This is a genomic window from Streptomyces noursei ATCC 11455 (assembly GCF_001704275.1).
In the GTDB taxonomy this organism is placed as follows: domain Bacteria; phylum Actinomycetota; class Actinomycetes; order Streptomycetales; family Streptomycetaceae; genus Streptomyces; species Streptomyces noursei.
Window position 1 is genome coordinate 2,823,467 of sequence record NZ_CP011533.1, and the last position, 22,696, is coordinate 2,846,162.

Consider the following 22,696-nt stretch of genomic DNA (forward strand, 5'->3'; position numbering starts at 1 on the left):
AGTCACGACTTTGAAGGGCAACACCATGGCTGAGCGCCGCGTCAATGTCGGTTGGGCCGAGGGCCTGCACGCCCGCCCCGCGTCGATCTTCGTCCGAGCGGCCACCGCCTCCGGTGTCGCGATAACGATCTCCAAGGCGGACGGCAACCCCGTCAACGCCGCCTCCATGCTCGCGGTTCTGGGCCTGGGCGCCCAGGGTGGCGAGGAGATCGTACTGGCCTCCGAGGCCGATGGTGCCGAGGCTGCGCTCGACCGTCTGGCGAAGCTGGTCGCGGAGGGCCTCGAGGAGCTCCCCGAGACCGTCTGAGGAGCACCGGGGCCCCACGTCCCGACTCACCCTTCTGCTCATGCGGCCCCGCCGCGGTGACCGGGACAACCGGGTACTGCGGCGGGGTCGTCTGCTTGGGCGGCGGCGCGGCGGCAGTCCTTCTTGGGCCGTCGAGTCTCACGTCACCCGGGACCGCGACGGGAGGCGGATTCGGCGGCCGGCGTCACGCTGCCGGGCCGGAAGCGGGCGGCCGGAGAGGGCGGGCGGCGAGCCGTTAGGGCGCGGGACAGTGCTTCGCGAATCCCCCGCCCCGCCATGCATCGCTCAGGGCGTCCAGGAATACCCGTCCCCGGTCGGAGCTCTTTTCCTTCAGCCTGCAGAATTCTCGATCGAGACTGGATTCCCGAAAACGGAATACCGAATCAGGGGTTGCGGGGTTGCGAAGCACGAACTCTCCGCTCTATCCCGCCCCACCCCTCCCGCCCCGTTCGCCTTCCTTCCCCATCGCGGCAATTCCGCTACGCCATCTCTTTGTATACGGGGCGATTGTTAAGCGCGGGCGCGTGCCGTGTTGACGGCTGGTTTCGGCTCCCTCACCACGGGAGCGGCGCGCCGCAGCCGGTACACGGGAAGCGACCGCTCGATGTGGGCCACCATGAGGGCACGGGCCCGTTCCGCGTCCCCCCGGGCGATCGCGTCAAGCACGGCACCGTGTTCGTCCCACGAGTCGGTGACCCGGGTCGGCGGTTCCACCACGTACATCCACTCGATCTTGCGCCGCAGCTGGGTGAGCAGTGCCGTGAGGCTGGGGCTGCCGGTCGCCTGGGCGAGCGTCTCGTGGAACCAGCTGTCCAGTTGGCGCAGGTCGGCGGGGTGGCCGTGGCGGGCCCGCTCCCGGCCGAGCCGTACCAGGCCGCGCAACACCTTCAGGTGGGCGGAGCTGCGGCGGGCGGCCGCGCGGGCGGCACCCAGCGGCTCCAGGAGGGCACGGATGTCGAGGAGGTCGGCGGCCTCCTGTTCGTCGAGTTCGGCGACGCAGGCGCCCGCGTGGTGGCGGGTGGTGACGAATCCCTCGGACTGGAGGGTGCGCAGCGCTTCCCGCACGGGGACCCGGGAAACGCCGTAGCGCGCGGCGAGAATGTCCTCGATCAGCCGACTCCCCGGCGCGAGTACGCCGGAGACGATGTCGTCGCGAATCGCTGTGCACACCGCATGCGCGGAAATATGGCCTCGCATCGTCCGTGCCTCCGCCGTAATCTGCGAAAAAGTGCCGCCCCGTCGGCGACTTTCTCCGACTCTATTCGAACGCGGAGAGTTTTCCCTCAGCATGTCGTGAATTCACCGGCGCTTTTCGGCCGGTGCACAGGGCCTCCGGGCGGGCGGTGCGCCGGTGGCCCCGGGGGACGACGGAGCCCCGGCCCACCAGGGTGGCGGGCCGGGGCTCCGGGGGACGGTGTTGCGGCGGAGAGATCCGGATGAGGTCAGACGGTGACGCCGTGCGCGCGCAGGTAGGCGACGGGGTCGATGTCCGAGCCGTAGTCGGGGCCCGTCCGCGCCTCGAAGTGGAGGTGCGGGCCGGTGGTGTTGCCGGTGTTGCCCGAGAGGGCGATCTGCTGCCCGGGGGTCACCGTCTGGCCGACCGTCACCCCGATCGACGACAGGTGACCGTATTGGGTGTACGTGCCGTCGTTCATCTTGATCACGATGTTGTTGCCGTACGCGCCGCCCCAGCCGGCCTCGACGACGGTGCCCGAGCCCACGGCGTGGACGGACGTGCCGGAGGCGGCGTGGAAGTCGATACCGGTGTGGCTGCCGGAGGACCACAGGCCGCTGGACGCCTTGTACGCGGTGGAGACGTAGGAGCCGGTGACGGGGGCGACGAAGGTGTTGAGGCGCTTGCGCTCGGCCTCGCGGGCGGCGCGCACCTTGGCCGCGCGCTCCTCGTCGGCCTTCTTCTTCGCCACCTCGGCCAGCCGCAGGGCCTCCGCCTCGGCCTTCGCCCGGGCCACGGTGGCCTCGGCGGCCGCCTGCTGCGCGTCGGCCTGGGCCTCGATCCGGACGGCGAGCTCGTCACCCATCACGACGGCCTGCTGGAGGCCGGTGTCGTGGTGGGCCGCCTCGCCCGTGGCGGCCAGCGCGGGCGACGCCACGGAGGCGACGACACCGGAGGCGGCGAGGGTGGCTATGCCGGCGAGGTTGCGGGTGGTACGGGCGGTGCGGGTCGCGCGGCGGTGCTTCCCGGTGGCACGGGTGAACGCCATGTACTGGCTGGTCCTTTCCTTCCTTCTCGCCTACCGGGTTAGCTGACGGGTTCGGAGCAGGAAGGTCTCCTACGGGTTCCTCCGGAGAGGCGCCCGATTCACCCCAAGGGACGTGTGGGTCCCCGGCTCCCCTGGCTCGCGCCGTACGGGGACTCGGCGATGACTGTCCGGTGCCACTGTTGCGGCGGACTTGTGACGAACAGCCGGACCGACGCTAATCGGGACAACTTTCAATCGGCAAACAGAACCGGACTTTTGTGCGCCACGCCACACGCGAAACGGGCAACCGACACAACCGGCCGGGCATCTCCGACCGCCCGCGGAGCGTGATCCCACGGAGCCGTGCGCGCCTCGGAAGTCACGCACCCGACGCGCACACACACAGCGGCTCCCGTGGCAAGTGACCACCACGGGAGCCGCTTTGTCGATAAGTGACGAGCCGTCTGCTGACCGCCCGTCACCCGACGGGATCAGCCGCTGACGACCGTCACCTCGCCGATGCCCAGCGCCTTGACGGGCTCGGCGATCTGCGCCGCGTCACCGACCAGGATCGTCACCAGCCGGTCCACCGGGAAGGCGCTCACGACCGCCGCGGTCGCCTCGACCGTGCCGGTCTTGGCGAGCCGGGCGTACAACTGCGCCTGGTAGTCGTCCGGGAGCTGCTGCTCCACCTGGTCGGCCAGCGTCCCCGCGACGGCCGCGGCGGTCTCGTACTTCAGCGGCGCGACACCGACGAGGTTCTGCACCGCGACGTCCCGCTCGGTGTCCGTCAGCCCCTCCGCCGCGAGGGTGCGCAGCACCGTCCACAGGTCCTGGAGGGCCGGCCCGGTGGACGCGGTGTCCACCGACCCGCTGATGGCGAGCAGGGCGGCGCCGGTGGCCCCCTCCGGCGAGGACGGGGCGGAGGAGCGCAGCACCTGCCCGAAGGAGCGCACCCCGTAGGTGTAGCCCTTCTCCTCGCGCAGCACCCGGTCCAGCCGGGACGTGAGAGTGCCGCCCAGGCAGTACGTGCCGAGCACCTGGGCGGGCCACACCTGGTCGTGCCGGTCGGCGCCGACCCGCCCGATGAGCAGCTGCGTCTGGACGGCGCCCGGGCGGTCGACGATCACCACGCGGCCCGCGTCGTCGGCCACGACCGCGGAGGGCTTCGGGGACTCGGCGGTGGAACCCGTCCAGGCGCCCAGGGTGTCGGCCAGCGCCGCGTCCAGGTCGACGCCGGTGAAGTCGCCGACGATGACGGCGGTGCCGGTGGCGGGCCGGACATGCGCGTCGTAGAAGGCGCGGACGGCGGCCGCGTCGATCCTCGCGACGGTCTCCTCGGTGCCCTGGCGGGGCCGGGACATCCGGGAGGTGGCCGGGAACAGTTCCTTCGACAGCGCCATCGCGGCACGCCGGGCCGGGTTGGCCAGCTCGTGCGGGATCTCATCGAGGCGGTTGCGGACGAGCCGCTCGATCTCGCTGTCGGGGAAGGCGGGGGCGCGCAGTGCGTCGGCGAGCAGCCCGAGGGCGCGCGGCAGCCGGGAGGCGGGGACCTCCAGGGAGACCCGCACACCGGGGTGGTCGGCGTGCGCGTCCAGGGTGGCGCCGCAGCGCTCCAGCTCGGCGGCGAACTCCTCCGCGGTGTGCTTGTCGGTGCCCTCGGACAGGGCGCGGGCCATGATCGTGGCGACGCCGTCGAGGCCCTCGGGCTCGGTCTCCAGAGGGGCGACGAGGTTGACCTCCACGGCGACGACCTGCTGGCCGGGGCGGTGGCTGGTCAGGAGGGTCAGCCCGTTGGCCAGCCGGCTGCGGTCGGGGGCCGGGAAGGCCCACGGCTTGGGGGCGCCGCCCCGGGGCTGCGGGTGGAACTCCATGGTGCTCACGGGGGCGTCTGCGGGGGTGGTGGCGTCGGTCACTTGGCCGCCTCCTCTTCCTCGGTGCCGGCGGCGTCGGTCTGCGCGGTGGGCTCGTAGACGAGCACGGCGCGGTTGTCGGGGCGCAGGCGGGCCTTGGCGATCGTCTGCACCTCCAGCGGGCTGATCTCCAGGACGCGCTGGACGGCGGTGAGCGCGAGCTGCGGGTCGCCGAACAGGACGGCGAAGCGGCACAGTTCGTCGGCGCGCCCGCTGACCGTGGCGAGCCGGTCCAGCCATTCGCGCTCCAGTTGGGCCTGCGCCCGCTCCATCTCCTCCGGGGTCGGCCCCTCTTCGGCGAAGCGGGCCAGCTCCTCGTCGACCGCGGCCTCGATGGCGGGCACCTCCACGCCACCGGACGCCTTGACGTCCAGCCAGCCCAGCGAGGGCGCGCCGGCCAGCCGCAGCAGGCCGAAGCCGGCGGCGACCGCGCTCCGGTCGCGGCGCACCAGGCGGTTGTACAGGCGGGAGGACTCACCGCCGCCCAGGATGGTGAGCGCGAGGTCGGCGGCATCGGCCTCGCGGGTGCCGTCGTGCGGGAGGCGGTAGGCGGCCATCAGGGCACGGGAGGGGACGTCCTCCTCCACGACCGTGCGGATCTGGTCGCCGATGGTGTCGGGCAGACCGCCGTCGCGGGGCGGCTGCTTGCCGTCGTGCGACGGGATCGAGCCGAAGTACTTCTCCACCCAGGCCAGCGTCTGCTCGGGGTCGATGTCGCCCACGATGGACAGGACCGCGTTGTTGGGCGCGTAGTAGGTGCGGAAGAAGGCCCGCGCGTCCTCCAGGGAGGCGGCGTCGAGGTCGGCCATCGACCCGATGGGGGTGTGGTGGTACGGGTGGCCCTCCGGGTAGGACATGGCCGTCAGCTTCTCGAAGGCCGTGCCGTAGGGGACGTTGTCGTAGCGCTGACGGCGCTCGTTCTTGACGACGTCGCGCTGGTTCTCCAGGGACTCGTCGTCGAGTGCGACCAGCAGCGAGCCCATCCGGTCCGCCTCCAGCCAGAGGGCGAGCTCCAGCTCGTGGGCGGGCATGGTCTCGAAGTAGTTGGTGCGCTCGAAGCTGGTGGTCCCGTTGAGCGAGCCACCGGCGCCCTGGACGAGCTCGAAGTGGCCGTTGCCCTTCACCTGCGCGGACCCCTGGAACATCAGGTGCTCGAAGAGGTGAGCCAGGCCCGTACGGCCCTTGACCTCGTGGCGCGAGCCGACGTCGTACCAGAGGCAGACGGCTGCCACCGGCGTCAGATGGTCTTCGGAGAGCACCACGCGCAGGCCGTTGGCCAGCCGGTGCTCGGTCGCTGTCAGGCCGCCGGAGCCGGCTTGTTCTGTGGCCGTGTGACCCATGGGCATGTACGTCCCTTCGATCCGCTTGCGAGGAAGTTCTGTCACTGTATGCAACCGCGTCGGCATCTGGCGAAGTTCCCGTGAGGAAGGCCCCGAACGTGCGCCGTGGGCGCCTGCGGGGCGTCAAGGGGGGAGTCGTGGTGAGCGTTGTCAGTGGGGCGGTCCACAATGGTCCGCGTCAGACTCATCGGACTCGCCGGTCGGTCCGCCGGCCGGCCGGTCAACGTTGATCCCAGTGTGGGTCCGAAGCGTTGACCCAACAGCGTTGATCACACATCGGCAGTAGACGCAGCAAAAGGAGCCGCAGCCGCGATGGCCCGCCGCAGCACGAAGACCCCGCCGCCGGACGACTTCGAGGAGAGGATCCTCGACATCGACGTCGTCGATGAGATGCAGGGTTCCTTCCTTGAATACGCGTACTCGGTCATCTACTCGCGCGCCCTGCCGGACGCCCGCGACGGTCTCAAGCCCGTACACCGCCGCATCCTCTACCAGATGAACGAAATGAGCCTGCGGCCCGACCGCGGCTATGTGAAGTGCGCCCGGGTCGTCGGCGAGGTGATGGGTAAGCTCCACCCGCACGGCGACGCGTCGATCTACGACGCCCTGGTGCGCATGGCGCAGCCGTTCTCCATGCGGCTGCCCCTGGTGGACGGGCACGGCAACTTCGGTTCCCTGGGCAATGACGACCCGCCCGCCGCGATGCGGTACACCGAGTGCCGGATGGCGTCGGCGACGTCCCTGATGACGGAGTCCATCGACGAGGACACCGTCGATTTCACGCCCAACTACGACGGCCAGGAGCAGGAGCCGGTCGCCCTCCCCGCCGCGTACCCGAACCTTCTCGTCAACGGGTCGTCCGGGATCGCCGTCGGTATGGCGACGAACATGCCGCCGCACAACCTCGGCGAGGTGATCGCCGCGGCCCGCCACCTGATCAAGCACCCGAACGCCGACCTCGACACCCTGATGCGCTTCGTACCGGGTCCGGACCTGCCGACGGGCGGCCGGATCGTGGGCCTGGGCGGTGTACGGGACGCGTACGAGAAGGGCCGCGGCACGTTCAAGATCCGCGCCACGGTCACGGTGGAGGACGTCACGGCCCGCCGCAAGGGGCTGGTCGTCACCGAACTCCCCTTCACGGTCGGCCCGGAGAAGGTCGTCTCCAAGATCAAGGATCTGGTGGGGGCCAAGAAGCTCCAGGGCATCGCGGACGTGAAGGACCTCACCGACCGCGAACACGGCCTGCGACTGGTGATCGAGGTCAAGAACGGCTTCAACCCCGAGGCCGTGCTGGAGCAGCTCTACAAGCTCACACCGATGGAGGAGTCCTTCGGCATCAACAACGTCGCCCTGGTCGACGGCCAGCCGCTGACGCTGGGCCTGAAGGAGCTGCTGGAGGTCTATGTCGACCACCGCTTCGACGTGGTGCGTCGTCGCAGCGAGTTCCGCCGCACCAAGCGGCGCGACCGGCTCCACCTGGTCGAGGGTCTGCTGACCGCCCTGGTGGACATCGACGAGGTCATCCGCCTGATCCGCTCCAGCGAGAACAGCGCCCAGGCCAAGGAGCGCCTGATCGAGCGGTTCTCGCTGAGCGACGTGCAGACCCAGTACATCCTGGACACCCCGCTGCGGCGGCTGACCAAGTTCGACCGGATCGAGCTGGAGGCGGAGCGGGACCGGCTGGAGTCCGAGATCGCGGACCTGACCCGGGTCCTGGAATCGGACGCCGAGCTGCGCAAGCTGGTCTCGGGCGAGCTGGCCGTGGTCGCCAAGAAGTACGCCACGGCGCGCCGCACGGTTCTGCAGGAGTCGGCGGGCGCCCCGATCGCCGCGGTGCCGCTGGAGGTCTCCGACGACCCGTGCCGGGTGCTGCTGTCCTCCACGGGCCTGCTGGCGCGCACCACGACGGCGGAGACGTCGTTCGACGCCGACGCCAAGCGCGGCAAGCACGACGTGATCGTCTCGGCGGTGCCGGCGACCGCGCGCGGCGAGGTGGGTGCGGTGACGTCCTTCGGGCGGCTGCTGCGGCTGGCGGTGATCGATCTGCCGCAGCTTCCGGACACCATGACGCCCAGCCTCGCCGGCGGCGCGCCGATCTCGGAGTTCCTGAGCCTGCAGGACGACGAGCGGCTGGTGTGCCTGACGACGCTGGACGAGTCCTCGCCGGGTCTCGCGCTCGGTACGGAGCAGGGCGTCGTGAAGCGGGTGGTGCCCGACTACCCGTCCAGCAAGGACGAGTTGGAGGTCATCACCCTCAAGGAGGGCGACCGCATCGTGGACGCGATGGAGCTGCGTACGGGCGAGGAGGACCTGGTCTTCATCACCGACGAGGCGCAGCTGTTGCGGTACCCGGCGGCACAGGTGCGGCCGCAGGGCCGGCCGGCGGGCGGTATGGCCGGCATCAAGCTGGGCGAGGGCGCGAAGGTGATCGCCTTCGCGGCGGTCGATCCGGCCGTGGACGCCGTGGTGTTCACGGTCGCCGGGTCGCACGGCACGCTGGACGATTCGGTGGCGACGGCCAAGCTCACGCCGTTCGACCAGTACCCGCGCAAGGGCCGGGCGACCGGCGGTGTGCGGTGCCAGCGGTTCCTGAAGGGCGAGGACTGCCTGACGATGGCCTGGGCCGGCCCGGCGCCGGTGCGGGCCGCTGACGCCAAGGGGGCGCCGGTACCGCTGCCGGAGCCGGATCCCCGCCGGGACGGCTCCGGAGTGGCGCTGGAGAAGCCGGTGGCAGCACTGGCCGGTCCGGTGTAACCACGACGGCCTGCACACACGACGCCGCCGGGGTGGTGAACGACCACCCCGGCGGCGTCAGTTGTACGCCCGGGAACCGGTGTGGAGAGCGTTGCCGCCTGTAGCGGCGCCTACGACATCAACTCCCGGCCTCGGGAGACACTCCCCTTGACCGCGCCTCTCCGTGGCAAACCGACGGCACACGGCACTCCGGCCGCCGCGCTCACGCCTCCTGCTCGGGCACGTACCGCAGCACGCCCCACATGCTGTTCTCATCGGCCTCCGCCGGCACGGTCTGGCGGCAGTTCTCCAGCTCCTTGCGCAGCGCCGGAGCATCGATACCGCTGCCGATCATCACCAGCTGAGTGCACCGCTCCTCCCCCTTCGGCCACGGCTCGGGATAGAAGCGCAGGAAGTTGCCGACAGCGTGCAACATGAACTTCTGACGGTTCTCCGCAACGTCGAAGTGGACGAACCCCTTGATGCGGTAGAGGCCGCCGGGTCGGCTGTCGAGGAACTCCATCAGGCGGCGCGGATGCATCGGCTCGGCGGACGTGAACTCCACGCTCTCGTAGGCGGCGTGCAGGTGCCCGGCGTCGCCATGCTCGCAGTCATGGCAACTCCGGTGGTCGTGGTCGCCACCGCCATCGATCGCCTGGCCCGGGGCTCCGTTGGCGGAAGCCTCGCGCAGCAGGTCCTCGAAGGACAGTTGGCGCACAGCCGCGTCGCGGTCCTCCCCAGGCCCGCGGTCGAAGAAGATCTCCGGATCGATACGCCCGTACGCCGTGCAGATCACCGGCCTGCCGGGAGCGAGATCCCCGAGCGTGCCGATGAGCTCCTGACGCGCGTCGTCCCCGATCCTGTCGGCCTTGTTGAGCACCACGAGGTCGGCGATCCCGACGTGCCGGTCCAGTTCGGGGTGCCGAACGCGAGTGTCCGCAAATTCCGCTGCGTCGACCACCTCGATCAGTCCGCCGTAGACGATCCGGTCGTTGTCGCTCGCCAGGATCATGCGGATGAGTTCCTGCGGCTCGGCCAGTCCACTGGCCTCGATCACGATCACGTCGATACGGGCCGCGGGGCGGGCCAGCCGCTCCAGGTAGGTGTCCAGCTCACTCGTGTCGACGGCACAGCACAGGCACCCGTTGCCGAGCGAGACCATCGAGTCGACCTGCCCGGCGACCGTCATGGCGTCGATCTCGATGCTGCCGAAGTCGTTGACGATCGCACCGATACGGGTGCCGTCGCCGGCACGCAGCAGGTGGTTGAGGAGGGTGGTCTTGCCTGACCCCAGGAAGCCCGCGAGCACGACGACCGGGATCTGTTGCGTGGCCAAGGGGAGCGCCTCCATGGTGCGGGTGGCGGGCCGCACGGCCCGGCGGCGGACGAGCTGTCGATCGTAACGGACCGCCCATGCCAAAGGCCCCGCCCTGCTACCCGTCCGGCCCGGAGACCGCCCCGGATCAAACAAGCCATAGCGGTCGTGGACAGCGACCGTGCCGTATCAGGAGCACCCACTCCTCTGGCCACTGCACGGTTGCTCTCGAAGTTTCAGACCTACCGATGGACGAGGTCCGCCCCGCCAACCGTCTGGGGCCTGCGACGCCTGCACACCAATGTCACCGCCGCCCCCGACCCTCATTGGGTGCCTTCGGCGTCGGCCTCCTGCGTTTCGGCCGCGCCGGGCGGCGTCGCAGCCTTCGGCCCCCGTGCCCGATTCCGCTGTACCGGAGGCACGACAGACCACCGCCACTCGTCGTGGCATGCCTCGCGGTCCTCCCGGCATTCCGGGCATGCCCCTCCGGGTTAGGCTCACCTTCGTGAGCACATGCGCTACCGCTTCCCTCGAAGCGTCCGAACCTCTCGCCGGAACGGCAGCCACCGCCCAGACCTGGCTGCTGATCGAGCAGACCGGGCCGTGGGGAGCCAAGGCGCTGGCGGACAGCCACCTCGACCCGCACGTCGGCCGGGCCCTGGAAGCCGCGGCAGAAGGTACTGGCGTGCGCGTTGCTCTCATCCGCCGGCCCGGGCGCCATGCCGACCTTCACGGCACCCCCCGGCGTCGGCTGTTTCTCGCGCACACCGCTCCCGGCCGTTCCTGGATCCGCACCACCACCGTCACCGACCCGCGAGCCGCGCTCGGGCTGGATTTCGCCGCCGCGGGAGCCGGAGACCATCTCGGTCTCTGGGAGCCGTACACCGGCGAACCTGTGGTGCTTGTGTGCACCAACGGCAAACGGGATCGCTGCTGTGCGCTCCTCGGCCGCCCGCTGGCCGCCGAGCTGGCCGCCGAGGGCGGCGCGACGTGGGAGGTGACGCACATCGGAGGTCACCGCTTCTCCCCCACTCTGTTCGTCCTCCCCTATGGCTACGCCTACGGACGCGCCTCGACTCAGCTGGTCGAGGATGTCGTGGAAGCGGTGCGAGGTGGTCTCGTCGCGCTCGACCAGTGCCGGGGCCGTTCGACGTGGGACCGGCCGGCCCAGGCCGCCGACCTCGCGGTCCGCGAGCTGATCCGGGAGCGTCGCGCGGACGCACTCGACGTCGTACGGACCGATCCGGTGCGGCCCGAACCGGCCGGACCGGGGAGTGGCCACGGACCCACGCCCGGAGACGGACCGATGGCGAACTCCGTTGACAGTTGGGCCGTCACCGTTGCGCATGCGGACGGGCGAGGCTGGAGAGTCGTGGTCGATCAGCGGGCCGATGGTGCTCCTGCGCCCGCCAGCTGTGGTGCGCCGCTCGGTCCACCGACGCGTATGGCGGTCGCCTCCATCACCGCGCTCGCGGACGGCGTTGCTGCGGGGCAGTCCCGCTCGCCCGCGCTTCCGTCGTTCTGATTCCGGCGGTGGATCCGGCTCCGCCGCTTCACCGCCCCGACCGGGGTTCCGTTCCGTGTCGACCGGTCCCGCGCCGGTCTCCACGGCGCGGGCCAACGCAACCCCCAACGCCAGTCCCAGCGTCGCGGCGAACCCCAGACTCAACATCGGCCCCATAGACCGCAGCACGGTTGCCGCACTCCGGTTGCCCCGTACCCTCACATCCGACGGCCCCGCGCCAGCGCCTGCGGCCCACATGCCTGCTCCCCTCCGCGCGCTGTCCCCACGCGCACCCCGGCCGGTGCGTTCACCCGCTCAACGCGGCGCTGCGTGGCAGCCACCGAGCGACATGGAACGGACCACCGGCTTCGGACCTGACCCTGCGAGGCTACGCACACACAATCCGCAACCGCGCGGGCTGTGGATAACTCCGCGCCGGCCCCGACCCTGACTCCGCCGTGCGCTCAAGTCGTCCCGGCGTGAGCCCTCGGGCGCGGGAAACCGCTCCCTGCCCACGGCCGCGGAGCACCATCCGACCCTCACGACGCCCGCGGCAAGAGCAACGGTCCGCCGGCGCCACCAGCACTGTCCCGACAGGGCCGGCAAGCTTCTCTCCGCGTCGGCTCACCGTGCGGACGCCCCCGGAGGCTCCGCGAGGCCGTGCCGGTAGGCATAGTGGATCGCCTGCGCCCGGTCGCGTAGTCCCGCCTTGGCGAACAGGTTGTTGATGTGCGTCTTCACCGTCGCCGTGGAGACGTGCAGGGTACGGGCGATCTCCGGATTGGTCTGGCCCCCCGCCACGAGACGCAGCACCTCCACCTCCCTGGCGGTGAGCCCGTCCGGCGGCTCTGCGGGCGGTTCGGGACGGCTCGGTGCGGGCTCGGCGATGCGCTCCAGCAGGCGACGTTGGATCTTCGGTGACAGCCCCGCGTCGCCCGAGAGCACGTCGTCGATGGCGCGGACGATCTCGTCCCCGTCCGCGTCCTTGGTGAGGTACCCACGAGCGCCGGCCTGCAGGGCAGGAAAGAGCGAGTCGTCATCGGCATACGTGGTGAGCACCACGACCTGGGTTCCGGGATGGTCCGTGCGGATGCGGCGAGTGGCCTCGACACCATCGCAGCGCGGCATCCGCAGATCCATCAGGACGACGTCGGGGGCGAGTTCGGCAACGAGGTGGACAGCCTCGTCGCCGTCGGCCGCCGAACCGACGACCTCGATGCCCGGCAGCAGCCCCAGCAGCATCACGATGCCCTCGCGCACCACCGTCTGGTCATCGGCCACGACCACACGCGTCGTGGTACGCGCCGTCATGCGGGCACCTTCAACCACACCACGAAACCCTCCTCGTCGGGGCCGGATTCCAGCGTTCCGCCGAGGAGTTCGGCGCGCTCCCGCATCCCGAGGAGACCGTACCCGGAACCGCTCTTCGCGAGCTCACCCGGTTTGCCACGACCGCCGAAGTCCCGCACCACCAAGCCCACGTTGCCCTCGTCGTACTCCAGCCGCAGCCGCACGCGGGCTCCCGGTGCGTGCTTGCGCACGTTCGTCAGTGCCTCCTGGGCGACCCTTCGGATAGCGAGTCCCGCTTCCGCGGAGAGTGCGCGCGGCTCGCCCACGACGTCCAACTGCGCGCCCTCAGCGGCCGCCAGACGGCGCAGGAAGTCCTCGACCGGGGCCATCTCGCCCCGGAGGGCTGAAAGGGCCTCACGCGTGCCGTCAAGCCCTTCTCGCGCCATCCCACGGCAGGCCACCACCCGCTCCAGCAGCTGTGCGCGATCCGCCTCCAGATCGCTGCTGCGCTGGATCAGTTGCCGAGCCGCCTCCAGATGCACCAACTGGGCGCTCAGGCTGTGCGCGAGGACATCGTGGATCTCACGAGCGATCCGCCCCCGTTCGGCAAGGGCCGCAGTCTCCGCCTCGGCTTTGCGGGCCGCGCGCTCCTGGACCAGCAGCCGCTGCGTACTGCCGCGCGCCTCGGCGTCCAGGCGTACGACGTAGCCGGCCAGCGCCAGGCCCGCGGCGGTCACGGCGGTGGTCAGCCAGTTGTCGCTGTTCACCACGGCGAACGCACCGAGTGCGAGGGCGGAACACGGCACCCCGGCGCTGAGCGGCAGTCGCTCCATCGCCGTCATGGCGCAGGCGCACCACACGACGATCGCCGGCAAACGGGCGCCGACCAGAAAAAAACCGAAGGCGGTGGCCTCCAGTAGGGCGAACAGCGCGATGGAGGGCCAGATCCGCCGCTCCAGTGTCATCCGGAAGAAGCCTCGGAACGCCAGCACGGCGATGACGACTCCGGCACCCGCCGCGGCCAGTCCCCAACCGCTGAAGGCCCCTCCCCCGAAGGTGGCCCAGAGCAGGCCGACAAGCACGATGACGCGGATGCCGCGGCCGATCCACAGACGGGTCTCGCTGAGGCCCTCCTTCGAGAGTGCCTCCCGCAGTGGCCATCGCGTCCAGGCATTCGGCGGCACTTCAGGTCCTTTCGGTGCGCGGCGCAGGGCCTCAGCCCGCGACAGGGACACCGTACGTCCGCTGGAGCCCCTGGGCCCGCCAGGCGGTCACACCGGCACGGGTGAGCAGCATCGCGGCTACGGACAGCAGGGTCGACTGGCTGCTCTGGTGGACCCCCAGGACGGCGGCTACACCCATGAGTCCCAAGCGCAGCGCGATGCCACCGAGCCATACGCCAGCCGCCGCCCAGGTTCCCTTGGTCCACACCGCGCCGTTCTCGTCCGTCCACAGGCGTGTGGTCCACGCCCAGGCCGCTCCGCCGGCCAGTCCGATCACGAGCGTCGCGAGCAGCAGCACCACGGAGGCGGCTCGATGGGCGGGGTCCAGGAGGCCGGGCTGCCGCAGCGCCAGGAAGACCAGGATGACCGGCATCAGCCACCACTTCCTGCCCTCCGACGTGACGCGCTGCGCCGTGAACTGCCGTGCAAAGACGATCGCGACGATCGCGACGAGCACAGCGATGTTGAGCAAGCCGCTCATGGCCTGAAGCCTCCGTGGGACGGGGAATTTCGACGCTCCCGACGCTACGGAGAGAGCCCCGTGGCCCGGATCGGAGCCAGGGTGGGACGTGGGTGGAAATGGCGACGGGCGCCTCTCCACCCGTGGGTGGAGAGGCGCCCGTACCGCGCTGTGACCGGCTCAGGTGTCGATGCGTGAACGGTCCAGAGTGGCGGCGGAGTTGGTGATGAACTCCTTGCGGGGAGCGACTTCGTTGCCCATCAGGAGGTCGAATGCCTTTTCCGCGGCTTCGAGATCGCTGATGTTGATCCGCCGCAGGGTGCGGTGGCGCGGGTCCATGGTCGTTTCGGCGAGCTGGTCGGCGTCCATCTCACCGAGACCCTTGTAGCGCTGGATGCTGTCCTTGTAGCGGACGTTCTTGCGCTGGAGCTCCAGGAGGGTCTGTCGCAGCTCGTTGTCCGAGTACGTGTAGATGTACTTGTCCTGGCCCTTCTTGGGGCTGACCAGCTCGACACGGTGCAGCGGCGGGACGGCGGAGAAGACCCGGCCCTGTTCCACCATCGGCCGCATGTAGCGCTGGAAGAGCGTCAGCAGCAGGCAGCGGATGTGCGCCCCGTCGACGTCCGCGTCGGCGAGGAAGATGACCTTGCCGTAGCGGGCGGCGTCGATGTCGAAGGTGCGCCCCGAGCCGGCCCCTATGACCTGGATGATGGCGCCGCACTCGGCGTTCTTCAGCATGTCCGAGACCGACGACTTCTGGACGTTGAGGATCTTGCCGCGGATCGGCAGCAGCGCCTGGAACTCCGAGTTCCGCGCCAACTTCGCGGTGCCCAGCGCCGAGTCGCCCTCGACGATGAACAGCTCGCTGCGGTCGACGTCGTCGCTGCGGCAGTCCGCCAGCTTGGCGGGGAGGGACGAGGACTCCAGCGCCGTCTTCCGCCGCTGGGCCTCCTTGTGCTGGCGCGCGGCGATGCGTGTACGGGCCGCGGCGACGATCTTCTCCAGTACGGAGCGGGCCTGCTGCTTGGCGTCCCTCTTGGTGGAGGTCAGGAACGCCTTGAGTTCCCTGCTGACCACCTGGGCGACGATCCGCGACGCGGCGGAGGTACCGAGCACCTCCTTGGTCTGGCCCTCGAACTGGGGCTCCGCGAGCCGCACCGTGACGACGGCGGTGAGGCCCTCGACGGCGTCGTCCTTGACGACGTCGTCCTCGGCGACGCGCAGCAGCTTGCTGGCCCGCAGTACCTCGTTGACGGTCTTGGCCACCGAACGCTCGAACCCGGCGACGTGGGTGCCGCCCTTGGGGGTCGCGATGATGTTGACGAACGACTTGATCGTCGAGTCGTAACCGGTGCCCCAGCGCAGGGCGATGTCGACGCCCAGTTCACGGGTGACTTCGGTGGGTGTCATGTGGCCGCGCTCGTCGAGCACCGGCACGGTCTCCTTGAAGGTGCCCTGGCCGGTCAGCCGCAGGACGTCGCAGACGGCCTTGTCCTGGGCGAGGTACTCGCAGAACTCGCTGATCCCGCCGTCGTAGCGGAAGGTGTCTTCCGTCTTCCCGGCGCCGTCGATGCCGCGCTCGTCCCGGACCACGATGGTCAGGCCGGGCACCAGGAAGGCGGTCTGGCGGGCACGGGCGTGCAGCGTCTCCAGGGAGAGCTTGGCGTCCTTGAGGAAGATCTGCCGGTCCGCCCAGTAGCGCACCCGGGTGCCGGTCTTGGTCTTCGGGATGCGCTTGCCCTTGTGCAGCCCGTTGGCGGGCTCGAACGGGGCGTCCGGTCCGGATTTGGTGAAGGCACCGGGGACGCCGCGGCGGAAACTGATCGCGTGCGTCTTGCTGTTGCGGTCGACCTCGACGTCCAGTCGCGCGGAGAGCGCGTTGACCACCGAAGCGCCGACGCCGTGCAGACCGCCGGAGGCGGCGTAGGAGCCGCCGCCGAACTTTCCGCCGGCGTGCAGCTTGGTCATCACGACCTCGACGCCGCTGAGCCCGGTCTTGGGCTCGACGTCGACGGGGATCCCTCGGCCGTTGTCCTGGACCTCCACGGACCCGTCGTCGTGGAGGATCACCTCGATGTGGTCACAGTAGCCGCCGAGCGCCTCGTCGACGGAATTGTCGATGATCTCCCACAGGCAGTGCATCAGGCCGCGACTGTCCGTCGAGCCGATGTACATGCCCGGGCGCTTCCGGACGGCTTCCAGACCCTCGAGGACGAGCAGATGCCGCGCGGTGTAGTTGGAACCGTCCCGGTCTGCCCCGGTCAGCACTGCGGTGGACGGCACGGACATCTCGGCGGTCACGCGGTTCGCTCCTCGCTGAATTTCTGACAGTCCGCATTCCGCGGACTCGGTTGTGGCGGTGTCGCCGGTGAGAGGGTACCGAGGCCCAGTAGAGCCGATGTGACGCCACCCGTGAGCGTGACCATGGTAGTAGAATTTCGCTCGTACGTTCGATCGCTCGATGGGGTGACGTCCTAGTGACGTGCACATCACGTTCCCTTCGAGGCATGAACCATTTAGGCTCCGGGCACGTCCTCATCAACAACCGGCAAGCCAGCCGGGAGGGCAGACTTCAGCAACCAACGTGAATCAGACCACCACGCACTACGGCTCATTCGCCGCCACCCGGCAGCACCCGGCCCCTCGGAAGAAATTTTTCGAGGAAAAGGCACGAGCGGGAACGTTTTCGGCCTGGTTGGATGTTGACCCTGGTACGACAGCTCGTCGAGCTAGAGAAGAGGCGACGTGACTACTGTTCTGACACCCGCGAGCCCGCTGACGGCCGCTGACCGGTGCGACCGCTGCGGCGCCCAGGCATACCTGCGCGTCGTCCTGATGTCCGGCGGAGAACTGCTCTTCTGCGCCCACCACGGCCGCAAGTTCGAGCCAGAACTCAAGAAGATCGCCGCGGAAATACAGGACGAGACGGAGCGGCTCACGGCCAATCCAAGGTCTGCGTCCGAAGAGGAACGCTGACACATCGCAACCACGACGAGCGAGTAGCGGCTCAACGCCGTGCGGCGGGCGGACTTTCCGGCACGACCGGGGAGGCCGCCCGCTTGCTGTGGCCTGCCCGCTTGGCCGGCGTCTTTGAGTCGGCGTCGTTCAGTCGGCGTCGTTCAGTCGGCGCCGTGCTCGAGTACGGCCGGGAGCAGCGCGGACGCCCGGGTGTAGACGCCGGGGCTGCCCACGCGCCCGCAGCCGGTCCCCCAGGACACCAGCCCCACCAGCTGTCCGCGCACGACCAGCGGCCCGCCGCTGTCCCCCTGACAGGCGTCACGCCCGCCCTTCAGCTCCCCCGCGCACAGCATTGAGGCGGCCTTGTACGTGCCGTCGGCGCTGCCCGGGTAAGCCTGCGTGCACACGGCGTCGCGGAGCACGTTCACCTTCGCCGACCGCAGCCGTGACGCGTAGCTGCCGTCGCCCGTCATGTCGCCCCACCCGTAGACCGTGGCGGTGCCGCCAGGGTCGTAGACGCTGTCGTTGGGGCGCGCTATTTGAATGGGTTGGTTCGGGACTCTCTTCTGGAGGGTTATGACGGCCATGTCGCCCTCGTTGGTCCAGCTGTTGTAGCGCGGATTGACCCACACTTTGGCGATCTTTATCTCCTGGCCGCCCTTGCTGGTGAGGTTGTTGCGTCCCACGACGACGCGCAGGTCCTTCACCTCCTGCCAGGGCAGTCCCAGGACTTCCCGGCCCAGGCAGTGCGCGGCCGTCACCACCGTCGCGTGCCCGACCAGCACACCGCCGCAGAACTGACCGGAGCGCCGGTTCCCGAATCGCTGGTGCGAGGCCAGGGCGACCGCCCAGGGGCTCTGGGAGTGACGGACGGGCTTCCCCCCGACCACGAGGTCATCTGCGGCCGCTGAGGCCGGCACGGCGAGGGTCAGGGCAAGCGCCCCGAGGGTGGCGCGTACGGTGGGGCGCATACGGACTCCCGACTCTGGGAAAGTGGTCGCCTACCCAGAGTGACCCAAACGGGCGCGCCCCGCACCCGGACGGCCGCGAGCCCGGCGCTCCACGGAGGTAGAGGGCCGGGCTCGCGGCACGGTCGGAGCCGTCTCGACTAGTCGAGGTAGTCCCGCAGCACCTGGGAGCGCGACGGGTGGCGCAGCTTCGACATGGTCTTGGACTCGATCTGGCGGATCCGCTCGCGGGTGACGCCGTAGACCTTGCCGATCTCGTCGAGGGTCTTGGGCTGGCCGTCCGTGAGGCCGAACCGCATGGACACCACGCCGGCCTCGCGCTCGGAGAGGGTGTCCAGCACCGAGTGCAGCTGCTCCTGGAGGAGCGTGAAGCTGACCGCGTCGGCCGGGACGACCGCCTCGGAGTCCTCGATGAGGTCACCGAACTCGCTGTCGCCGTCCTCGCCCAGCGGGGTATGCAGGGAGATCGGCTCGCGCCCGTACTTCTGGACCTCGATGACCTTCTCGGGGGTCATGTCGAGTTCCTTGGCCAGCTCCTCCGGGGTGGGCTCGCGGCCCAGGTCCTGGAGCATCTGGCGCTGGACGCGGGCCAGCTTGTTGATGACCTCGACCATGTGGACGGGGATACGGATCGTGCGAGCCTGGTCGGCCATGGCGCGGGTGATGGCCTGGCGGATCCACCACGTCGCGTAGGTCGAGAACTTGTAGCCCTTGGTGTAGTCGAACTTCTCGACCGCACGGATCAGACCGAGGTTGCCCTCCTGGATCAGGTCCAGGAAGAGCATGCCGCGGCCGGTGTACCGCTTGGCCAGGGAGACGACCAGTCGGAGGTTGGCCTCCAGGAGGTGGTTCTTCGCCCGGCGGCCGTCCTCGGCGATGATCTCCAGCTCGCGCTTCAGCTTGGGCGCGAGCTTGTCGCTGTTGGCGAGCTTGTCCTCCGCGAACAGACCCGCCTCGATGCGCTTGGCGAGCTCGACCTCCTGCTCGGCGTTGAGGAGCGGGACCTTGCCGATCTGCTTGAGGTAGTCCTTGACCGGGTCGGCGGTGGCGCCGGCCGCGGCGACCTGCTGGGCGGGCGCGTCGTCCTCGTCCTCGTCCGACAGCACGAAACCGGCGTTCTCGGCGGTCTCGGCGTCGGTGGGCTCGCCCTTGCCGGGCGCCGGGGTCTCCTCGGTCAGCTCGTCCTCGAGCAGATCGTCGACGTCCTTCTTGGACCCGGTCTTCTTCGCGGTGGCCTTCTTGGCCGTGGTCTTCTTCGCGACCGTCTTCTTGGCGGCCGTCTTCTTCGCCGCGGCCTTCTTCGCAGGCGCGGACTCGGACTCACCGAGGGCCGGATCCGCCATCGCGGCGGCGGCCGAGGCGGTGGTGGTCTTCTTCACCGTGGCGGTCTTGGCCGCGACGGTCTTGGTGGCGGTGCGCTTCGCCGGACTCTTCGCTGCGACGCTCTTGCGGGTGCGCTTGGGCGCCTCTGCGGCACTGACCATCAGCGTCACACCCTCCTCGTCGAGGATCTGGTTGAGGCTGCGCAGAACGTTCTTCCACTGGGTTGGCGGAATCTGGTCAGCCTCGAAGGCCCGACGCACGTCATCGCCGGCGATCTGCCCATCTGCCTTTCCCCGCTCGATGAGCGCCATCACAGACTCGGACTCGGCGATCTCCGGCGGGAGCGTACGGGATGTGCTGGCCGACACGAACAACCTCTCGGAACGTTGGAAACGGCTTCCGACCCCGTCCACTGTGGATCGGAGCCGACGACCGCCGGTGGGGATGGACCGACGGCGCAGGGGCAACCGGGGAGTTGAACAGCGCCACGAACGCCGCTCGCATTCCCTCCTCGGCTATCACCTCTTACGTCATCGCGCTTCCCCGGAGAGCGTTACGCCCAATCTGCGTGGCCCGAGTCACACCCCATAACGACCCATTCCCAGTCATATGCGGTGCAATCCTCTCAAAGTCTTCCGCCGGATCCGGACGACGCCCCGGATCCGGCGATCTTGTGCTCCTTCGGTACGTGTCGCGCGTCCTCGGCAGGGGTGCACGGGGCGCGAGTCCGCGCGGTGCTCACGGTCCGCACGTGGTCGGGTACGGGGCTTCAGTGCTCGCGCGGCGCGGGGACGACGTGGTCCACGGGCGTCCCGGCACCCTGGCCGCCGGCCTCGCCATGGGCGGCGAGGAGCTGGCGCATCGCGGTCTCGGCGGCGGAGGCGTCGCCGGAGCCGATCGCGTCGACGACCCTCATGTGCTGACCCACGGACGTCTCGACCGGCCGCTCGCAGCCGCTGCCGGGTCCACCGGAGACGTGCAGGGCGGAGGTGACGATGCCCGCGAGGTGCTCGAGCATGCGGTTGCCGGCGAGCTGGAGGAGCAGGGTGTGGAACTCGGCGTCGGCGCGGGCGAAGGTCATGGTGTCGCCCTGGGCCGCCGAGTGGCCCATGATCTCGACCATGTCGGCGAGCCGCTGCTGGATGTCCTCGCGGCCGTGGCCGGCGGCGAGCCGGGCGGCCAGCGGCTCGATCGTCCAGCGCAGCTCGCACAGCTCGCGGCGCTGGTCGTCGCGCTGCGGCCCGTAGGCGCGCCATTCGATGATGTCGGGGTCGAGGAGGTTCCAGTCGCTGACCGGGCGTACTCGGGTCCCCACGTTCGGGCGCGCGCTCACCAGGCCCTTGGCCTCGAGGACGCGCAGGGACTCGCGGACGACGGTGCGGGAGACCTCGAAGCGCTGACCGATCTCCTCGGGGACGAGCGGGCGGTCGGCGCCGAGGTCGCCGGAGACGATCATCTGGCCGAGCTGCTGGACGAGTTGGCCGTGGAGGCCGCGGCCGCGGCTGCCCGCCGCGCGCCGGCCGACCCGGCCGATGTCTGTCTCGGAGCCTTCCCAGACCGGCGAGACGCGCTCGGTGCGGTCCTGGCCGGCCGCGTTGGCGGCGTTGGCGTAGGGGTAGCGGTCAAGCTCGCCGGGGCCTGCGAGGCCGGTGTCGCCGGGGCGAGCCGCGGTCATCATGGTGTGCGCAAGGGTACTCACGCATCCTTTGTCGGCGACACCCTGAACGGCCTTGAGGTCTTTGGTGAAAAGCACACGAAAGGGTGATCGCCCGTTATCTCGCAATTGACGCTTTATCGGAAAGAAATGCGCTTTCGTCGGTGAGTTGTGGACAGCGGGCGCAACAACGGGGCCTGGAAGCGGACGTTTTGGCCGATCGGCGGCTCCGGCCCGTTAGCACGGTGAACACATAAGTGCAGACCAGGGCGGCGAGGGCAACACCCCTGCGCCGACTGCCGGTTGGGGCGCGGGCGGCGCCATGAGCGGAAGACCTCGATCGGTTCCGGAAGGCGGTCGGAGCGCCTCGGGCGGAGTGCGGGGGCGGCGTCGAGCGCGGTCGTGCGCGTCGCGCGACGGCCAGTCGCGCCGGGGCGAACGGGAGTTGGCGGGAGCCGGCGGGGACTTCCGCGGGGGCCGTGGGCGCGCGGCGGAGTTCGTCGGGGCGTTGCGCGGGAGAAAGGTGCGCGGCGATCACATGGAGCGAAGTCGCCGTGGTGGGTGGGTTGCCCGGGCGGCCGCTGCCGGGCGGGACGCGGAGTCACCGGGGACGGTGAGTTCGGCGGCGGCTTCTTGACGGCGCGGGGAGGTGTGCACGCAGGCAGGCAGGAGGGTGGCGCGCGGCGGTGGCCGGTGCGGGGCCGGCCACCGTGGAGGTGGCGCGGGGCGGGTCAGACCTCCGGGCGCAGCATCGGCGGGTTGAGGAGGGTCGCGCCGCCGGCGCGGAAGAGCTGGGCGGGGCGGCCGCCCTGGCGGGTGGTGGTGCCGCCGGTGGGGACCAGGAAGCCGGGGGTGCCGGTCACCTTGCGGTGGAAGTTGCGGGGGTCGAGGGCGACGCCCCAGACCGCCTCGTAGACGCGACGCAGCTCGCCGACGGTGAACTCCTGCGGGCAGAAGGCCGTGGCGAGCGAGGAGTATTCGATCTTCGAACGGGCGCGTTCCACGCCGTCGGCGAGGATGCGCGCGTGGTCGAAGGCGAGCGGGGCGGTCAGGTCGCCTTCGCGGGTGTGGGCACTGCCCTCCTGGTCCAGGAGGGATTCGACGGGGGCCCAGCGGGCACTGTGGGCGTCGCCGCCGGCCCGGGGCGCGGGCAGGTCGGGGGCGAGGACGAGGTGCGCGACGCTGACCACGCGCATGCGGGGGTCGCGCTTGGGGTCGCCGTAGGTGGCGAGTTGTTCGAGGTGCGCGCCGTAGGCGGGCGGCGGGCTGCCCTCCGGCGGGTAGGCGTGCAGGCCGGTCTCCTCGACGAGTTCCCGGGCCGCCGCCTCCGCCAGGTCCTCGTCGGCGCGGACGAATCCACCGGGCAGGGCCCAGCGACCCTGGAACGGCGGCTCACCGCGGCGCACGGCCAGCGCGCACAGGGCGTGGCGGCGCACGGTGAGCACGACCAGGTCGACGGTGACGGCGAAGGGCGGGAAGGCCGACGGGTCGTAGGGAGGCATGC

Annotated in this window: 17 protein-coding genes and 1 riboswitch; of the genes, 4 read left to right on the forward strand and 13 right to left on the reverse strand. The window is 70.3% G+C overall.

Annotated features, from left to right (window positions below; genetic code table 11):
• Positions 1 to 25: 25 nt before the first annotated feature.
• Complete coding sequence (locus SNOUR_RS11750; RefSeq protein ID WP_039640687.1) at positions 26 to 307, forward strand: HPr family phosphocarrier protein; 282 nt, start codon at positions 26 to 28, stop codon at positions 305 to 307.
• Positions 308 to 817: 510 nt separating this feature from the next.
• Here the strand turns inward: SNOUR_RS11750 and SNOUR_RS11755 are convergent.
• The 4 genes from SNOUR_RS11755 to SNOUR_RS11770 all read right to left on the reverse strand — a co-directional run bounded on the left by SNOUR_RS11755 (position 818) and on the right by SNOUR_RS11770 (position 5,761).
• Entirely contained in the window at positions 818 to 1,504 is a 687-nt protein-coding gene (locus SNOUR_RS11755; protein ID WP_067346305.1) for a GntR family transcriptional regulator, read from the reverse strand.
• Between the two features lie 245 nt (positions 1,505 to 1,749).
• Positions 1,750 to 2,529, reverse strand: coding sequence for a M23 family metallopeptidase (locus SNOUR_RS11760; protein WP_067346307.1), 780 nt, complete (start codon positions 2,527 to 2,529; stop codon positions 1,750 to 1,752).
• A gap of 13 nt (positions 2,530 to 2,542) precedes the next feature.
• Positions 2,543 to 2,698: riboswitch (cyclic di-AMP (ydaO/yuaA leader) on the reverse strand.
• A 301-nt stretch (positions 2,699 to 2,999) separates the two neighbouring features.
• Positions 3,000 to 4,382 (reverse strand): M16 family metallopeptidase, encoded by a 1,383-nt coding sequence (locus SNOUR_RS11765; RefSeq protein ID WP_067358168.1) that lies wholly within the window; start codon positions 4,380 to 4,382, stop codon positions 3,000 to 3,002.
• Positions 4,383 to 4,420: 38 nt separating this feature from the next.
• Positions 4,421 to 5,761 (reverse strand): M16 family metallopeptidase, encoded by a 1,341-nt coding sequence (locus SNOUR_RS11770; protein ID WP_067358171.1) that lies wholly within the window; start codon positions 5,759 to 5,761, stop codon positions 4,421 to 4,423.
• A 312-nt stretch (positions 5,762 to 6,073) separates the two neighbouring features.
• Here SNOUR_RS11770 and SNOUR_RS11775 point away from each other — a divergent pair, with 312 nt between their 5' ends.
• On the forward strand, positions 6,074 to 8,518 hold the full coding sequence (locus tag SNOUR_RS11775; RefSeq protein WP_067346308.1) for a DNA gyrase/topoisomerase IV subunit A: 2,445 nt from the start codon (positions 6,074 to 6,076) through the stop codon (positions 8,516 to 8,518).
• A 202-nt stretch (positions 8,519 to 8,720) separates the two neighbouring features.
• Here SNOUR_RS11775 and SNOUR_RS11780 read toward each other — a convergent pair whose 3' ends face one another.
• A complete protein-coding gene (locus SNOUR_RS11780; protein ID WP_067358173.1) occupies positions 8,721 to 9,833 on the reverse strand; it encodes a CobW family GTP-binding protein in 1,113 nt (370 codons plus the stop codon).
• Positions 9,834 to 10,317: 484 nt separating this feature from the next.
• Here SNOUR_RS11780 and SNOUR_RS11785 point away from each other — a divergent pair, with 484 nt between their 5' ends.
• A complete protein-coding gene (locus tag SNOUR_RS11785; RefSeq protein ID WP_067346310.1) occupies positions 10,318 to 11,337 on the forward strand; it encodes a ferredoxin family protein in 1,020 nt (339 codons plus the stop codon).
• A 603-nt stretch (positions 11,338 to 11,940) separates the two neighbouring features.
• Here SNOUR_RS11785 and SNOUR_RS11790 read toward each other — a convergent pair.
• From SNOUR_RS11790 to SNOUR_RS11805, 4 genes are all read right to left on the reverse strand, one after another.
• On the reverse strand, positions 11,941 to 12,627 hold the full coding sequence (locus SNOUR_RS11790) for a response regulator transcription factor (protein ID WP_067346312.1): 687 nt from the start codon (positions 12,625 to 12,627) through the stop codon (positions 11,941 to 11,943).
• Entirely contained in the window at positions 12,624 to 13,790 is a 1,167-nt protein-coding gene (locus SNOUR_RS11795; RefSeq protein ID WP_067346314.1) for a sensor histidine kinase, read from the reverse strand. Before SNOUR_RS11795 ends, SNOUR_RS11790 begins: the two co-directional genes overlap by 4 nt.
• Before the next feature lie 31 nt (positions 13,791 to 13,821).
• The gene (locus tag SNOUR_RS11800; protein WP_067346315.1) at positions 13,822 to 14,310 is read right to left on the reverse strand and encodes a DUF1453 family protein; all 489 of its coding nucleotides are present in this window, start codon (positions 14,308 to 14,310) and stop codon (positions 13,822 to 13,824) included.
• Positions 14,311 to 14,469: 159 nt separating this feature from the next.
• Entirely contained in the window at positions 14,470 to 16,590 is a 2,121-nt protein-coding gene (locus SNOUR_RS11805) for a DNA gyrase/topoisomerase IV subunit B (protein WP_067346316.1), read from the reverse strand.
• A gap of 444 nt (positions 16,591 to 17,034) precedes the next feature.
• Here SNOUR_RS11805 and SNOUR_RS11810 point away from each other — a divergent pair, with 444 nt between their 5' ends.
• Entirely contained in the window at positions 17,035 to 17,265 is a 231-nt protein-coding gene (locus SNOUR_RS11810) for a DUF7455 domain-containing protein (RefSeq protein ID WP_067346318.1), read from the forward strand.
• 143 nt (positions 17,266 to 17,408) lie between these two features.
• Here SNOUR_RS11810 and SNOUR_RS11815 read toward each other — a convergent pair whose 3' ends face one another.
• From SNOUR_RS11815 to SNOUR_RS11830, 4 genes are all read right to left on the reverse strand, one after another.
• A complete protein-coding gene (locus SNOUR_RS11815; RefSeq protein WP_067346319.1) occupies positions 17,409 to 18,218 on the reverse strand; it encodes a serine protease in 810 nt (269 codons plus the stop codon).
• A 137-nt stretch (positions 18,219 to 18,355) separates the two neighbouring features.
• A complete protein-coding gene (locus SNOUR_RS11820) occupies positions 18,356 to 19,912 on the reverse strand; it encodes an RNA polymerase sigma factor (RefSeq protein WP_079142544.1) in 1,557 nt (518 codons plus the stop codon).
• A 395-nt stretch (positions 19,913 to 20,307) separates the two neighbouring features.
• Entirely contained in the window at positions 20,308 to 21,291 is a 984-nt protein-coding gene (locus tag SNOUR_RS11825) for a FadR/GntR family transcriptional regulator (RefSeq protein ID WP_079142546.1), read from the reverse strand.
• Between the two features lie 632 nt (positions 21,292 to 21,923).
• Positions 21,924 to 22,694 (reverse strand): NUDIX hydrolase, encoded by a 771-nt coding sequence (locus SNOUR_RS11830; RefSeq protein WP_039632051.1) that lies wholly within the window; start codon positions 22,692 to 22,694, stop codon positions 21,924 to 21,926.
• Between the last annotated feature and the right edge of the window lie 2 nt (positions 22,695 to 22,696).